Origin of the sequence: Paenibacillus pabuli NBRC 13638, assembly GCF_001514495.1 — a bacterium.
GTDB classification, from domain to species: Bacteria; Bacillota; Bacilli; order Paenibacillales; family Paenibacillaceae; genus Paenibacillus; species Paenibacillus pabuli.
The window spans coordinates 182,853-198,616 of the sequence record NZ_BCNM01000003.1; the positions used below are offsets into that span (position 1 = coordinate 182,853).

Here is a 15,764-nt window from a genome sequence, read left to right on the forward strand (position 1 = left end):
CGGCAGTCAGGGAGTTTGCTGTCCCCCATAACTGCCGCCAATTTTAATCCTTGTAAGAATAACGAATGAAGCTCTGCCGCCTCTTTATCTGCTTATTGCATCTTGGAGGCCAACTCCTTAAGCGCCGCATTCAGATCACCATCCCCGGCAAGTGGAAGTTTGAGTGATTGCTCACCATACGTCCAGACCAGATCGGTTTTTTTTGTTGTAAACGGAGATACAATGCCATACTGCTGCGCATCCAGGAAGATTTTATTATCTTCACCTACAGTGGCAATATAGGCATCCGCTGCGGCCTTGTTAGCCGGAATGGAATACCCCTGCTTCGCAAGTTCAGTCTGTCCTTCCGGACCTGCCAGCCAGGCCAGCAGCTTGTAAGCCGCCTCTTCATGCTTGGTATTGGAGCTGATTGCAAGACCTGCCGGCTGAACGACGGTCTGGTTGGTTTTGAATTTCGGCAAATACGAGATGCCGTACTCCACGCCAGCCTCCTGGTAGTTGGTTGTATTCCAACTGCCACCCGGATTCATCGCTACCTTGGATGTAGTAATCGCCAGATTCACCTGTCCACCCAAACCTTCAATCTGTGCAGGGGTGGTGTTAATCTTTTTATTTTTGGTCAAGTCGATAAAATAGTTCAGTACTTCCATCGCTTCAGGTGTCTCAAGCGCAAGGGAACCATCATCATTCACCAGCTTCGCACCGTTGGACCACAGTTCCGGCTCCAGGAACCAATCCATCGTAGATCCCGGTGAAATGGACAAGCCCCATTGCACAATGTTACCCGCATCAAAACCCGCTTCGTCTGCACTTTTCCCGTTCTTATCGAGCGTCATCTTGGTTGCAATATCAGTGATTTCATCCCACGTTGGCTCAAGCGATGGAACGGGAGCTTTATGAGGATTCGTGGCCTCACTCTCAAAGATTGCTTTGTTGTAATACCATACGATGACATTCGCATCGATCGGCAAGGAAACTTGTTTGCCCTGATATTGGTGAAGACCCAGCAGACTTTTGTCCACATTGTTCAGATCAAACTGATTTTCCGCCAGCAAGCCGTCCAATTCCTTGAAGATGCCCAGCTCGGCGTATTTCTCCACGTAGGCATAACTGGTTTTGAATACGTCCGGAAGTGTGCCCCCAGCTGCATTCGCTGTAAGTCCGTCCCAATAGCTGCCCCAATCCTTGCCTTCCAGTTTGACTTTAATATCGGTATTGGCCTTCATGAACTGATCCAACAGTTCCTGTGTACGATGAAGCTCTTCTGCCGTCCCCCACTGGGAGTATGTAATCGTTACAGGTTCACTCGGGCTGCTGCCTGAACCGGAAGAGTCGGCGTTTTCGGACGATCCCCCATTTCCACATCCACTGATCACCACCATTGCCGCAAGTACAAGTGCCCATACATTGAATAGCCGTTTACGCTTCGCTCTCATATACACAGCTCCCCTTTAAGTCATGTCATATCAAAAAGTCAAAAAGTCCTATCCACCCGAAAACCGGAAAGCAAGGCAGCCAATCTACCCTTTGGTGCCCGTAAGCACCACCCCCTCGACGATATAACGTTGTGCAAACAGATACAGCAGACCGATAGGTACAATACTGATAAATGCACCCGCAGCGAGCGCGGGCAAATCCTGGCTCGTCTGACCAATCAACAGCTGCAGGCCTACGCTCAGCGTGAACATCTCTGCGTTTTTGATATACAGGAACGGCCCCAGAAAATCGAGCCAGGAGTTCACAAAGGCAAAAATAATGGTCGTCATAATAATCGGTTTGGACAGCGGCATAATGACTCGTGCATATACCGTCCAGCGATTGCCGCCATCGAGATATGTAGCCTCGTCCAGTTCCTGGGGAATGGTCATGAAAAACTGTCGGAACAGGAAGATATAATAGGCGCCTCCGAGCCAGGCTGGCACAATGAGCGGCAGCCAGGTGTCAATCCAGTTCAGCTTGGAAAAAAGGACATACGAGGGAATCATCATAATGGATGGAGGAATCATTAAAGTAACAAGCACAACCGGGAACAGAATATTCCGATACTTGGTTGTAAAACGGGAGAAACCGTAAGCAACAAGTGAACTGGACACCACCGCTCCCGCTGCAACAAAAAAGGAAATGATAAATGAGTTCTGAATCCACTGCCACATCATCGGCTGCACAGCGAACAATCGTTCAAAGGCTTCCAGACTGAATGTGTCCGGCAGGATGGTTGGCGGTACCTTGTAGGTTTCCGCTTTGGTTTTCAGCATGGTCGAGAGCATCCATACCAGAGGCCCTGCGAACAGCATTAATGCTGCGATCAGCAATGTATATTGGGACGCTTTTACCGCTATTTTTCGGCTGTTCATGTAACTCTCCTCCTATCGTTCTCCCTCGTAATACACAAAGCGGTTCGATACTTTCATCAGGATCAGGGTGACAAGCGAGATCACGGCGAACAGGAAAATCGACTGCGTCATCGCCATGCTGAATTTCAGATCGGTAAAGGCCGACTTGTAAATATTGTAGACAAACGTATAAGCAGAGTAGTTCGGCCCCCCCTTAGAGAGCAGCAGTGCTTCCGTAAACATCTGAAAGTTATACATCGTCTGAATAATGATGACAAACAGGATGGAAGGACTGATCATCGGCAGCGTAATTTGGAAAAATCGGCGAATCCCGCTTGCACCGTCAATTGCAGCAGCTTCATACAAATGTCTGGGTACATTTTTCAGTGCAGCCAGGAAGATCAGTACCCCGCTGCCCGAGATCCAGACCTGAAGCATGATGATGACAGGCTTGATCGTATGCTCCCCGCCAATCCAGTCCACTTTACCTATGCCCAGCGCGCCAAGTCCGGCGTTCAGGATGCCGAATTCGGAGTTGAACACCAGCCGCCAGATAATGACCGTTGCAACAATGGGCACCAGGGTCGGTAAGTAGAAGAAGGTGCGGAACAAGGCAATACCTTTGACGTTAAAATTAAGCAGCATCGCCAGACACAGCATACCCGCCGTAACAATTGGAACACCGAATACAACGAAAAACATCGTGTTCATCAAACTTTTCAAAAAGATGGGATCGTCCATCATGTGTGTAAAATTATCAATGCCGACAAAGTTGAAGTTGGTTGCTCCCGGCAGTCTCGCATCCGTAAAGGCGTAGAAGACCGAGGTCCCGAAAGGAAACAGGAAAAAGGTGATAAATCCGATAATCCAAGGCAAAATGAAGAGAAAAAACAGCAGTGTGTCATATTTTCTCAATCTGTTCATGATGACACCCCTCAGCCTGAAATTTCTTCTAAATAGACATACCGTTCTTCCACAATGGATTTCTCTGCCGCCAGGGCAATGAGCAACGCGTTACGACCGACCTGCGCACTTGCAAAAGGCTGTCTGCCTTCCTGTATACATTTCAGAAAATCAATACGCTGGGTCTGTCCACCCGTGTGTCCACCCATAATGGAATCCGACGACACATCAATGTCCAGGTGGTCTTTTGTCCAGTCCTGCCCGCCAACAATATCAATCGTCTTGTCATTACGGGCCACCATCTGACCGCCGTTCTCTCCGATCAGGCCGATCTCAAGCCCTTCTCCCATCAGATTGCGCGGCTTCAAATACATGCACAGGCCCAGATTGGCTTTGCTGCCGTTATCATAATCAATGGTGATAAATGCATGATCAACGATGGAGGTGTCCGAAATTTCTTTCGTCGGATAGTGACTGTATGAATTCTGAATCCGATTGGGCTCTCCTTGCTTCATGACATGCTGCCCTCCAGAGGCAAACACACGGACAGGCTTCGCCTGGATCATCCAGTTGAAAATGTCGAAGTGATGACAATCCTTTTCTACAATCGCTCCCCCAGACTTGGTCTTGTCATAGAACCAATCTGCAGGTGGGAACGGGTCACGGAATTCCTTGCACCACATCAATTTCACGTCGCCAAGACGTCCGTTCTCCAATTCCTTCTCCATTCGGCGATACAGATTCGAATACCGATAAACCAATCCGATCTGCAATACCCGTCCAGAGGCTTCCGCAGCTTCTATAATGGCGTCGCAGTCCTCAATGGTATGGGCGACCGGTTTCTCCAGAAATACATGCTTGCCAGCTTCCAGAAAAGCGACCGCCACTTCACGATGCAAATAGTTCGGTACACTGATGACCACCGCATCCAAATCTTCCTTGGCAAGCAGCTCACGATAATCGCTAACTATGGCGGGGTTACTGTTCTTGAGTTCAGCCAGCGTACGGGCCACATTGGCTTCATTCATATCACAGATATAACGAACCTCACTATCCTCGAGCAAATCAAAACCAATGCAATGATGTGACCCCATGTCTCCTACACCAATAAAAGCCATTTTTATCTTCCCCATGCTTACACTCTCCGTTGCTTGTAAATTTGCGGCAAATGCCATGAAGCCAATTCGATGTCAAGAAATCTAACAGGACTATGACCATGTAACGATAGTAAAATAGTTTTAATTCCTTGTCAATTAATTTTGGCTAAATTTTTAATTATTTTGCGGCAACAGTTTTGCGATGTATTTTATATACTACTAAACAGTATAACTCTTTATTCATCATAAATTAAGCGTTTACATTTTTGTTATATTATCATATACTTTAATTTGAATTCATTTTGTTTGCGGCAAATATTATATTTAAGTTATGAATACTAATGTTCAAATTTCAATGAAACGCGCTTATTTTCAATAGAAAACATAATAAATTCTGGAAAAAAATCTGTTGAATCTCCTGTATCCATCCCCTATAATGCAATTTAGACACGGAATCCAAGAACTAAAAACACATTTTATATTTGCCGCAAACCAAAATCCTATCTTTTCAGTTGTTCATTCCCCGTTTACTACCATGACTCTTACATAAAACGTCATCATTCCGCCGCTAATTGCGGATTCGAAAGGAGTTGAACTCTCCTAACTCTCTCCCCCATAAAGACATGCGGGGTGGGCAGAACAAGTTAATCAATCCAAATCCATTATTCAGGAGGTATACCATGACAAGATTATTTGAACAAAGCAAGCGGAGCCTTGGACTGTTCTTGGCTTTTGCCCTCATGATTACCCTGCTATTGCCTGCGGGAGCCTTACCCAAAGCCTCTGCTGCAACCATCACCATTGATGGCAATGTTAGCGACTGGAGCAGCGTTAGTGCTCTCACCACCAATAGTGGCACTGCCCAGACGCTCAAGGTGACCAATGATGGAACCAACCTCTACCTGCTTATACAAGGCTCTGGTCTGAGTACAACGATGGGCAACTTCTGGATCAATACCGATAACAATACATCAACCGGTTACCAGGCTGCGGGCTGGGGAGCTACAGGGGTAGAGTGGCTGCTTGAAAATACGGGGTTATACCGCTATGGCGGCAGCGGAACCGATTGGAGCTGGAATTTCAACAGCACGTTGACCAGCTCCCAATTCTACCGCACCTCCACCGTCATTGAGGTTGCTATTCCTCTCTCTACACTGCAAATCAGTGCAGGCAGCACAGTGCGAGTCGGGTATATCGACAACAGTTCAGATACGTCAAGACTGCCTGCGGCTGGACAAACCCTGCCCGCTTACCTTCTGACCTCGGCTGGGTCAGGTGGTGGTACGGGGAACAATACCGTGGTGAATCCCGTAGAGCTGGACAGCCCACTCAACAATCCTTTCAAAGGCTGGGCCCCTTCGGCCAAGAGCACGACCTATGCACAGCCACACAGGCTCGTATATGCCGGCGTGACCTGGAAGGAGCTTGAGTCTACCAAAGGCACGTATGATTTCAGTGCAATTGAAGCCGCCAACAATTTTGCCTACTGGAAAAGTAAAGGTGTCAAAGTGGTGTTCCGCTTCATTCTGGACAGCCCAACAGGACAGGCTCACAGGGATATTCCAGACTGGCTCTACAATGACATGGTTGCCCGCGGAGAATCACCCGGAACCGTATACAACGATACAACCGGGGGCATGGGTACTGGCAACAACATGGGCTTCTCTCCCAACTACAACTCCACCTATCTGCAAGAACGGCACAAATTAGCCATTGAGGCTATTGCGGCAAGGTACAACACCAATGATCGTCCGGTCGCCTTTGTCCAGATTGGTTCCCTCGGACACTGGGGTGAGTTCCATACCTGGCCTTATGTCGGGCCAAATGGTGAAACCAATTACACAGGTGCTTTCCCTACCAATGACATTTCGAACAAGTATGTTCAGCATTATATTGATGCCTTTGCCGGCAAAGAGGACAAGATGCAGGTTCTGATCCGGCGCAGCATCGCCCTCGCCAAAACCAATAATAAAGGCATGGTCATGGGCATGTTCAACGATGTGTTTGGACATAAAGACAGCTTCGATGCGGATTGGGGCTGGTACACTGGCACCCAAAATGGCTATTGGGATGATATTGGTCAGCAGCAGCCAGCACATGCGAATTTCTGGGAGACTCGCATCTCAGGCGGCGAATTTTACGGTGGTGAGTCCGGCATGCTTGCGGCATTATCCACGGGTAGCGGATTTACGGAAACGTTGCGTCAAACGGAGCTAAGCAAACCAAGCTGGCTGGGACCAAATTCCCCTGCCTCGCTTCCTCTGAATCATGCATTACAGGCCAATATCGATGCACTCAAGAAGCGAATGGGTTACCACTTTGTCGTGAAGGAAATCTCGCACCCATCCACCATTAGCGGAAGCACATTTACAGCAACCATTAAAGTGGAGAATAAAGGCGTACAACACTTCCCGTTTGCCTGGCCGGTTGAAATTCAACTGCGCAGCGGCAATACAGTTGTCGCCAAGAAAACAACAACCGTTAATCTGACCACGTGGAAAACGGGTACCTACACCCTGACCGATTCCATTCCGGTCTCCGGTCTTGCTGCCGGAACCTATGATATCGCGATTGCGATCATTGACCCGGAAACGAATAAACCTGGTGTGGACTTTGCCAATACAAACAAGCTGACCGACGGCTCGTTCAAGCTGAGCAGTGTAACGAAGTAAACGGCATGACAGAAAAGAGCAGGAATAAGGGCCACAGCGCCCTTCGTTCCTACTCTTTCTTTTTTTGGATGATAACTATCTATCAACCGAACACAACAATCAGTAAGCCCCAGCAACTCCCCCCTATACTTGAGGCACAGGTGTCATTTGATTGCGTTCCATCAGAATCCATAATTCATCAACCAATTCTTCTGCGGAGTACGGTTCGGCTGAGGTAATCCACCATTCAATCATGCCAGCCAGCGCGGAAGCAAGGAATTGAAGCATAATCTCCTTGTTCCTTCCCTGATTGATGCCACTCATGTCAATTTGTTTATCCAGTCCTCTCAACAGAGCAGCCTGCAAGCGAGTTCGAAATTCCGGGACACTTTGATCAGCCAACACTGCACCATAGAATAGGGCATGTTCTTTCAGATACCGAAAACTGTGCAGCAGAGCTTCTTTGGAAGGAAATATGCCAGTGACTCCGCAGAAGAGACTGCTCTCGATCAGTTCCACCAAATGGGATTTTATACACTGATCCAACAAATCAAACTTGTCCATAAAATGCAAATAAACCGTTCCGCGACTTACATTGGCTCGCTCTGCAATTTGATTAATCGTGATTTGCTCGAAATTTTTTTCGGACAGCAGTTGAATAAAGGCCTCTATAATCGATTCACGTGATTTTTGTATTCTTCTGTCCATACTTACTCCTTTTATTATCGGATCTGAGATTGAACAAAAAAGTGGATTGTGTTCAATATTAGACACATTCCACTGTTTTAACAATTGTCGTCCAATCCCATTATAAGTACGATCATTATATTGAACGGCTAAGAACAAATCAACTGACAGCCAGCAATACCGAATGGAGGACTATAATGAAAGCAGTAGTGATAGAGAATTATGGAGGCTCGGAGGTTTTTGCGGAGCATGAGCGCGATATACCACATATTAGCGATACACAGGTGCTCGTGGAGATGAGGGCGACTACAGTATCCTCAGCGGATCAACTGATCAGGACCGGAACATTCCGGCATTTCATGCCCACCCAATTCCCTCATGTTCTTGGAGTCGACATCGCTGGAATCGTCGTGGCCACAGGGAAAAAGGTTACTCGTGTACAAACCGGGGACCGCGTTATTGCGGTGTCCCGTACAGGAGGTGGTTACGCTGAACATGTCGCTGTGGAAGAATGCGATCTTGCTGTGATAACGCAGTCCCTTTCCGATGCAGAAGCTGCTTCAGTCTCTGCGTCCGGCATGACGGCCTGGCAAGCCTTATTTCACTATGGCAAACTGCAGCCGGGACAGCGTATTCTGATCCACGCCGGCGCAGGTGGCGTAGGACACATCGCCATACAATTAGCCAAACAGCACGGCGCTTATGTGATCACCACGGCTCGGGCCCATAATCATTCATTTGTTCTTCAGCTCGGTGCCGACGAAGTGATTGATTACACGACAACCGACTTTGCTGAGACTTTGAGCCCTGTTGATGTCGTGCTGGATATGGTTCGTGACCCGGTTGTCGATAAAGTCACGGGAATCGGAGCAACAGAACTGAAAAATTACAGCATATTAAAGAATAATGGGACGTTCATTTCCCTTGTAAATCCTGCGATTGCGAAGCAACCTCTCATCCGTGGAATTGATGCCCAGTTTGCCTTAATCAGCCCCAATGCTAACGACTGGGAAGCGTTTGTCCAATGGATTCAGACGAATAAGCTCGATATACATGTAGACAACGTATTCCCCTTCACCTTCCAAGGTGTAGCCGAAGCTCATAAATATTACGACACCCGGAATAAGAGAGGCAAAATAGTCATTCAGAGGGATGATATAACAGATAATCTATCTTCCATAGTCGCTCAAGAAACTGGGATGTCCTACTTGTAGCAGCAAAAAGAGCAAGTACTCGAACACTTTCAAGGTTCAGTTACTTGCTCTTTTTTATACTATTGTGCCTTGTTCCGCAGCTGGCTGTAATACAGTTCGCTGTAGAAGCCGCCTTGTTCAAGCAATTCGTCATGTGAACCTTGCTCCAGGAGCTGACCATCCTTGAGTACAAGAATGCGATCGGCTCGACGGATCGTGTTCAGCCTATGGGCGATGACAAAGCTGGTGCGGCCCTGCATCAGGCGCTCTAGCCCTTCCTGGATTTTGATCTCCGTGACGGTATCGATACTGCTGGTCGCCTCGTCCAATACCAGGATGGAAGGATCGGCGAGAATTGCCCGGGCAATGGCAAGCAGCTGTTTCTGTCCCTGACTGATGCCACTTCCGTCAGCCTGAAGCACTTTGTCGTACCCATCCTTCATCCGCATGATGAACGAATGGGCATTCGCCAGCCTTGAGGCAGTCTCCACTTCTTCGTCGGTTGCATCCAGCCGGCCGAAACGGATATTTTCCCGAATCGTGCCCTGGAACAGGAATGAATCCTGAAGAACAAATGCCATATGTGAACGCAGATTCTCCCGCCGAATGGTCGTAATGTCGCGTCCATCCACCGTTAGCGTACCTGCTGTAGGATCGTAGAAGCGGGATAACAGCTGAATCAATGTTGTTTTCCCGGCCCCAGTCGGACCTACGAGAGCAATCATCTCACCCGGTTTCGCTTCAAAGTTGATCTCATGCAATATATTGCGTCCTTCATCGTATCCAAAGGATACCTTGCCGAAGCGAACGGCCCCCTCTACCTTTTCAAGAGACACCGCTGCGCCTTCATCCTTCGCTTCCTCATCCTCATCCAGTACTTCGAACACGCGCTCAGCCCCGGCAATTGCAGACAGCAGCGTATTCCACTGGTTGGCCAGATCGTTGAGCGGGCGGGTGAACTGACGGGCATATTCCACGAAGATGATAATCACCCCGACTGTAACGGAGCCTTGAATCGCCAGGATTCCACCGATGCCTGCAACAATCGCAAAGCTCAGGTTGTTCAAGCCATTCATCAGCTTGGGAATAAAACCGGAGATCGTCTGTGCCCAGAAACCGGACAACCGGATTTTCGCATTTCGTTCCTCAAACCCGCGAATGACCCGTTCTTCCTGGGAGAACGCCTTGATAATTTTCTGCCCGGACAATGTTTCCTCTATATACCCATTGAGTTCCCCGAGATTACGCTGACGCTGCTTGAACAACGGCCCGGTTCTGCGTGTAATCCAGCGCATGCCAATGGCCATCAGCGGTACCACGATAAATGTAAGCAAGGTCAGCAGTGGACTTAACCATAACATCACACCAAACGTACCAAGCAGGGTTAGCACACTGGAGAAAATCTGGATGGCCGAGCTGTTCAGCGTACCGCTGACATTCTCAATGTCGTTGGTAACCCGGCTCATGATTTCACCCTGCTGACGCTTGCCGAAGAATGGAATCGGCAGTTTGTGCAGATGGGCGAACAGATCATACCGCATGCGGAACACGGTCTCCTGTGCAATTTCGATCATCCATATATTTTGCAGCCATGACGTCAGGGAGAACAGAACATAGACGGCCACCAGACCCAGTAAAAATGTCGTCCAACTGGAACTCGTTGCTTCTCCATCAATGAATTTATCCACGGCCACACCGACCATATAAGGACCAAGCAAAGCGAGTGCGGAGCTGGCAAATACCATCAGCAGCACCATCGTCAGCTTGACCTTGCGGCGGGCCAGATAGGTCCAGATTCGGCCTAACGTACCAGACCAGTTCTTCGCCCGTGCCTTCGGCTTGCGACCTCCACCTGCCTTCAGTGTCTCGGGATCAATCGGCGGTGGGGGCTGACGGAAAGGTTCAATGAATGCTTTGAACATGTGGTATACCCTCCCCGTATTGTGATTCATAGATTCGGCGATACAGTTCGGATGAATCCATCAGATCTTCATGTTTGCCTTGTCCGATCAGACGCCCGTCATCCAGCAGCAGAATCAGGTCGGCCGAGGTGGTTGAACTGATCTTCTGCGTAATAATAAATGTTGTACATGACAGCTCTTCCAATGCATCCAGCAGCCTTGCCTCTGTAGCTACATCGAGAGCACTTGTACTGTCATCCAGAATCAAGATGCTTGGACGACGGATCAGTGCACGAGCAATCGAGAGCCTCTGCTTCTGTCCACCTGACAGATTGACTCCCCGCTGTCCCAGTTGTGTATCGTAGCCATTCGGCAGCTTCTCAATGGTCTCGTGAATCTGGGCACGCTGCGCTGCTTCCTTAATCTCTTCGAGCGTGGCGTCCTCCCGCCCCCAGGCAATGTTATCCCTTACCGATCCGGTAAAGAGGACCACTTCCTGCGGCACATAACCGATAGCTCCGCGCAATCTGGAAATATCCAACCGCTCTGTATCATTGCCGTCTATACGAACCTCGCCTTGATCTTCGGTATAAAGCCTTGGAATAAGCTGTACCAGTGAGGATTTTCCTGAGCCTGTTGCTCCCATGATCGCAATACGCTCGCCGCGCTTGGCTGAGAACGTAATATCTTCCAGGACAGTAATTTCACTGCCCGGATAGCTGAATCCCACACCCCGAAAATCAACAGCACCCTGGATAACAGGATTTCCTTTCTCCGCTCGTACGGACCGATCTGACTTTAACGAAACACCTGGCTGCGCTGTGGACTGCTGTGTTTTCTGTCCTGTGTGTTCAGTTTTCCCTTCCTCTTCACCCTGTGCCATTTCCGATACATCCTCGGTATCAAAAACTTCATTAAGCCGCTGTGCCGAAGCACTCGCTCTGGAGAAGGTCACCAGAATCCAGGACAGTGCAGACATGGCACCAATGGTTCGAAGCAAATAGTTAATGACGGCAACCACTTCACCCACGGTTGCATTCCCGGTAATAATATCACGGCGTCCAAACCATAGTACGGCGATGATACACCCATTCATCATGAGCAGCATGAATGGCATCGTCGTCTCCGTCAGGCGCAGCGCGGAGATTGTGCCTTTCATCAGCTTGCCGCTATATGCGGCAAAGCGTTCAATCTCGTGGCCCATCCGGACGAAGACACGGATCAGCCGAATGCCTGTCAGATTCTCCTGGATGACTCCGTTGACGGCATCCAGTCTGCGCTGCACATTGCGGAACAGCAGCGCCGCCTTTTTGATCATCCAGACGACAACCACTAGCAACACAGGCACCATCACCACCAGCAGCAGACCTAGCTTCGGATTCACCACAACCGCCATGATCATGCTGCCAATCACTACGAGTGGCACACGTGTCATGAATCGCAGGCTCATAAAGATCGTATCCTGCACCTGTGTAACGTCCCCGGTTAATCGGGTAATCAGGGATGATGTGGTAAAACGGTTAAATACAGCATAAGAGAGCGCTTGCACTTTGTCATACAGCTTCTCCCGCAGATCGTACCCGAAGCCAAGACTCGCATGTGACGCAAAAAACGAACTTGCAATTCCTGCGGCAAACGCCACGACAGCACTTCCCACGAGCACCCCACCCCATAGCCAAACCACCGACAGATCTCCTTGCTGGATACCGTTATCAATGATCTTCGAGATCAAATAGGGTTGAGCCAATTCAACCGTCAATTCAATCAGCATCATGACCAGTGCTGCGATGGCGGCGACTCGATACTTCTTCAAGTAGTACAACAGCTTGATCATTACCATTCCTCCGGCCCGGAGCGTTCAGTCGTTCTTCGTGACGATTCGGTATGTTCACGCAGCCAGCTCCGTTAGTCTCTTTCCATCACTCTATGTAAAATTTCACGTATCCAATACGATTATTATATCGCATTTTGCATCATCAAATCGTTAATATCTTACTTTCCTTCTCATTATTAACCTGAAATGGACATGGGAACATCGATCTATGATAAAAAAACGGAGCAGTTTGCCTAAATCAAGAATGCAAATGGGTACAATACGTATTGCCCCTTAGTAATGCATTATTTTGTTATCTTTGGCAACCCTATTAACCAACGTGGATATTTTGGAAATGGAGGCTCTGTGATGCCACAATTCATCCTGAACCATATACCCAAATGGGGAGTACTAATGGAAGTCTTTTTTCTTTCGGCTGTTCCACTGCTCATTCTGCTCACCATCAGACATATTAAAATATTTGATGGAGCTTACAGCCAAAGAAAACAAAAATTAGAGGAACTACAACGGGAAGACCAACGTGGACTCGACTCGGGCGATACGCGGATTGCATCAGATGAGGAAATGCTTTCTTTTACGGATGACTATCAACTTAACCTGGACAAATTCAGGAAATCCGCTCTGGATATGGATGATGTCAACGAGAGAACGATCTTTCTCCAAAATTTGAAAGCCAAAGGCATCTTGTTTTTTGTGGACGGCCTTACCGACAAACCCGGACTCGACCAGAATATATTAAAGCCGCTTCTGGACTGGGCAAGTGAGCCCTTAACAGATGAACATATTAGAAATGAACAGCTAGAGGATTACCTTGTGCAACAAGTCTTGTTGATTTCGGAGACCGAGTGGATCGTCGATGTCCATCAAGCATTACGAAAAGTCCTGTTCGGTTCCACCATGCTGTTAGTTGAAGGCATGCCAGGTGCCCTGCTGTTAGGAAGCTCTCGCGGCCAGACCCGTTCCGTGGAGGAACCCATCTCAGAAGCCGTTCTTCGCGGACCAAGAATCGGCTTCACCGAAACGTTGAGCGACAATACGGCCATGTTGCGCAGACACGGAGAAAATAAAAGCCTTGCCATGACGTCCTATCAAGTCGGTAAGCGGGTGCAAAAAAAGTTGATGGTTATATATTTCAAGGATATTGCCAATGAAGAGTTGGTGGCAGAGGTCAAACGGCGTATAAGAACCATTGACGTGGATGAAGTATTGGAGAACGGTTATGTGGAACAGCTTATCGAGGACAATTTTTTGAGTCCATTTGCCCAAATACAAAATACAGAACGCCCTGACCGGGTTATGAGTTCCTTGCTGGAAGGTCGAGTAGCCATATTGTTGGATGGTTCTTCCTATGCGCTGTTAATGCCCGTCACCTATGCCATGATGTTACAATCCCCGGAGGATTATTATGAACGATGGCTTCCAAGCTCGCTGATTCGCATCCTTCGTTTTGTCTGCACGTTTATTTCCCTTTTCGCTCCTGCCCTGTACATTTCATTTATTTCGTTTCATCCCGGACTGATTCCAACCAAGTTGGTTGTTTCCATCATCGCCACAAGGCAAGGCGTTCCCTTCTCGACACTCATTGAGGCATTGATCATGGAAATCGCCATTGAAGTATTGCGTGAAGCAGGACTGCGACTTCCTAAACCTATCGGTCCAGCCATGGGAATCGTAGGTGGACTGATCATTGGACAGGCTGCGGTAAATGCAGGAATCGTCAGTCCCATTTTGGTCATTGTCGTTGCCGTGACAGCCATCTGTTCCTTTGCGACGCCAATGTACAGCGCAGGGTTATCCATGCGCCTGCTGCGTTTTCCAATTATGTTTAGCGCTGCGATGTTCGGATTGTATGGCGTAATCATGTCATTTCTCTTCCTGGTCGTCCATATGCTCAAGCTGAAAAGCTTCGGCATTTCTTATGTCAATCTGGCCGTTCCCCAGTCCTTGAAAGACTGGAAAGACTATGTGATCCGTGTACCTCTGCAATTCATGAAATATCGTCCCGAGGTGCTCAAGCCCAAGGAATCCAAACGCAAAGATTAGATGGAGAGGAGCATTCCTGATGTCAGCCGGAATTCCTGAAACGAAACAGTTAACCACGTTACAGACGCTAGCGCTTATTCTTTGTTTCATGATTGGGGCGGAATTGTTTACCCTGCCAAGAGAGATAATTAGCAAAGTAAGCACTGCGGACGCTTGGATATCGGTTGTTCTGGGGGGCATATTCAGCTTCTGCACAGCTTGGATCATTATCTTGCTCGGCCAGCGATATCCGCATTTCACCTTCTATGAATACGTACAACAAATTACTGGTAAGCTTATCGGAAAAGGCATCGGGCTTGTCGTCGTTCTATATTATATTCATCTAGCCAGTTATGAGTTAAGGTCTATGGAAGAAATGGCTTCCTTCTATCTTCTGGAGGGGACACCAGGATGGGCCATATTGGCTTGGTTTGTCTGGATATCTCTGTACTTGTGCATGGAGGGTATCAGCACCATCGGGAGATTATGCCAGATTATTATTCCCCTATCCATAACCGTTCTCATTCTTATCTATCTTTTGGGATCTACCGCTTTCGATATGAATAATCTTCGCCCCCTCGTTGCCAAGGGATGGACACCGATCATGAATGGCATTCCATCCACTACACTCGCCTTCAGCGGAAGCGAATGTTTCCTCTTCATATTAAGTCGGATGCAGGCTCCCAAGAAAGCAGCTAAAGTCATGAGCTGGGGGATCGGCCTTGCCGTTATCTTTTATACGTCAGCCGTAATCATCTGTATTGGGGTATTTTCCCTGGACGGGGTTTTGACGCGCACCTGGCCTTTCTTCGATCTTGCCCGCAGCGTGGAATTCGAAGACCTCCTGCTGGAACGATTCGAATCCCTGCTCTTGGCTATCTGGATATTACAGATTTTTTCTATATTCACAATTATTTTCTACTCTGCAGCCTTAGGCGTTTCCCAAATTTTCAATTTATCCTACAGGATAAGCATGTTTCTGATTTTGCCGTTCATTTGCCTCATTTCCCAGTTGCCTAAAGACATCAACGAAGTTTTTGCTCTGGGAGCATACATGGGTAAGGCCAATCTGGTCTTGTTCTCATGCTTGCCTGTGCTGTTGCTTCTCATTTCACGTTGGCGGGTGAATTCTCCATGAAGAGT

Annotated in this window: 11 protein-coding genes; 4 read left to right on the top strand and 7 right to left on the bottom strand. The window is 48.2% G+C overall.

Annotation, left to right across the window (positions count from 1 at the left end; genetic code table 11):
* Positions 1-92: 92 nt before the first annotated feature.
* The 4 genes from PPA03S_RS06265 to PPA03S_RS06280 form a co-directional block, all read right to left on the bottom strand.
* A complete protein-coding gene (locus PPA03S_RS06265) occupies positions 93-1,436 on the bottom strand; it encodes an ABC transporter substrate-binding protein (RefSeq protein ID WP_062320950.1) in 1,344 nt (447 codons plus the stop codon).
* Positions 1,437-1,520: 84 nt separating this feature from the next.
* A complete protein-coding gene (locus PPA03S_RS06270) occupies positions 1,521-2,354 on the bottom strand; it encodes a carbohydrate ABC transporter permease (protein WP_062320951.1) in 834 nt (277 codons plus the stop codon).
* 12 nt (positions 2,355-2,366) lie between these two features.
* Positions 2,367-3,257 carry a carbohydrate ABC transporter permease gene (locus PPA03S_RS06275; protein ID WP_062320953.1) on the bottom strand — a complete coding sequence of 297 codons (891 nt, stop codon included), beginning with the start codon at positions 3,255-3,257 and terminating at the stop codon, positions 2,367-2,369.
* Positions 3,258-3,268: 11 nt separating this feature from the next.
* Positions 3,269-4,369, bottom strand: coding sequence for a Gfo/Idh/MocA family protein (locus PPA03S_RS06280; RefSeq protein WP_062320955.1), 1,101 nt, complete (start codon positions 4,367-4,369; stop codon positions 3,269-3,271).
* Positions 4,370-5,013: 644 nt separating this feature from the next.
* Between PPA03S_RS06280 and PPA03S_RS06285 the strand changes: the two genes are divergently transcribed.
* Entirely contained in the window at positions 5,014-7,005 is a 1,992-nt protein-coding gene (locus PPA03S_RS06285) for a DUF4832 domain-containing protein (protein ID WP_062320957.1), read from the top strand.
* 123 nt (positions 7,006-7,128) lie between these two features.
* Here PPA03S_RS06285 and PPA03S_RS06290 read toward each other — a convergent pair whose 3' ends face one another.
* On the bottom strand, positions 7,129-7,692 hold the full coding sequence (locus tag PPA03S_RS06290; RefSeq protein WP_062320958.1) for a TetR/AcrR family transcriptional regulator: 564 nt from the start codon (positions 7,690-7,692) through the stop codon (positions 7,129-7,131).
* A 176-nt stretch (positions 7,693-7,868) separates the two neighbouring features.
* On the opposite strand from PPA03S_RS06290, the gene PPA03S_RS06295 reads away from it, so the two are divergent.
* Complete coding sequence (locus tag PPA03S_RS06295; protein ID WP_062320960.1) at positions 7,869-8,885, top strand: NADP-dependent oxidoreductase; 1,017 nt, start codon at positions 7,869-7,871, stop codon at positions 8,883-8,885.
* Between the two features lie 59 nt (positions 8,886-8,944).
* Here PPA03S_RS06295 and PPA03S_RS06300 read toward each other — a convergent pair whose 3' ends face one another.
* Together PPA03S_RS06300 and PPA03S_RS06305 are read right to left on the bottom strand one after the other, a co-directional pair.
* The gene (locus PPA03S_RS06300) at positions 8,945-10,786 is read right to left on the bottom strand and encodes an ABC transporter ATP-binding protein (RefSeq protein WP_062320962.1); all 1,842 of its coding nucleotides are present in this window, start codon (positions 10,784-10,786) and stop codon (positions 8,945-8,947) included.
* On the bottom strand, positions 10,767-12,599 hold the full coding sequence (locus PPA03S_RS06305; RefSeq protein ID WP_062320964.1) for an ABC transporter ATP-binding protein: 1,833 nt from the start codon (positions 12,597-12,599) through the stop codon (positions 10,767-10,769). The genes PPA03S_RS06300 and PPA03S_RS06305 overlap by 20 nt, the downstream gene beginning before the upstream one ends.
* A 348-nt stretch (positions 12,600-12,947) precedes the next feature.
* Here PPA03S_RS06305 and PPA03S_RS06310 point away from each other — a divergent pair, with 348 nt between their 5' ends.
* Positions 12,948-14,642, top strand: coding sequence for a spore germination protein (locus PPA03S_RS06310; RefSeq protein ID WP_062320966.1), 1,695 nt, complete (start codon positions 12,948-12,950; stop codon positions 14,640-14,642).
* Positions 14,643-14,661: 19 nt separating this feature from the next.
* A complete protein-coding gene (locus tag PPA03S_RS06315) occupies positions 14,662-15,759 on the top strand; it encodes a GerAB/ArcD/ProY family transporter (protein ID WP_062320968.1) in 1,098 nt (365 codons plus the stop codon).
* Positions 15,760-15,764 lie beyond the last annotated feature (5 nt).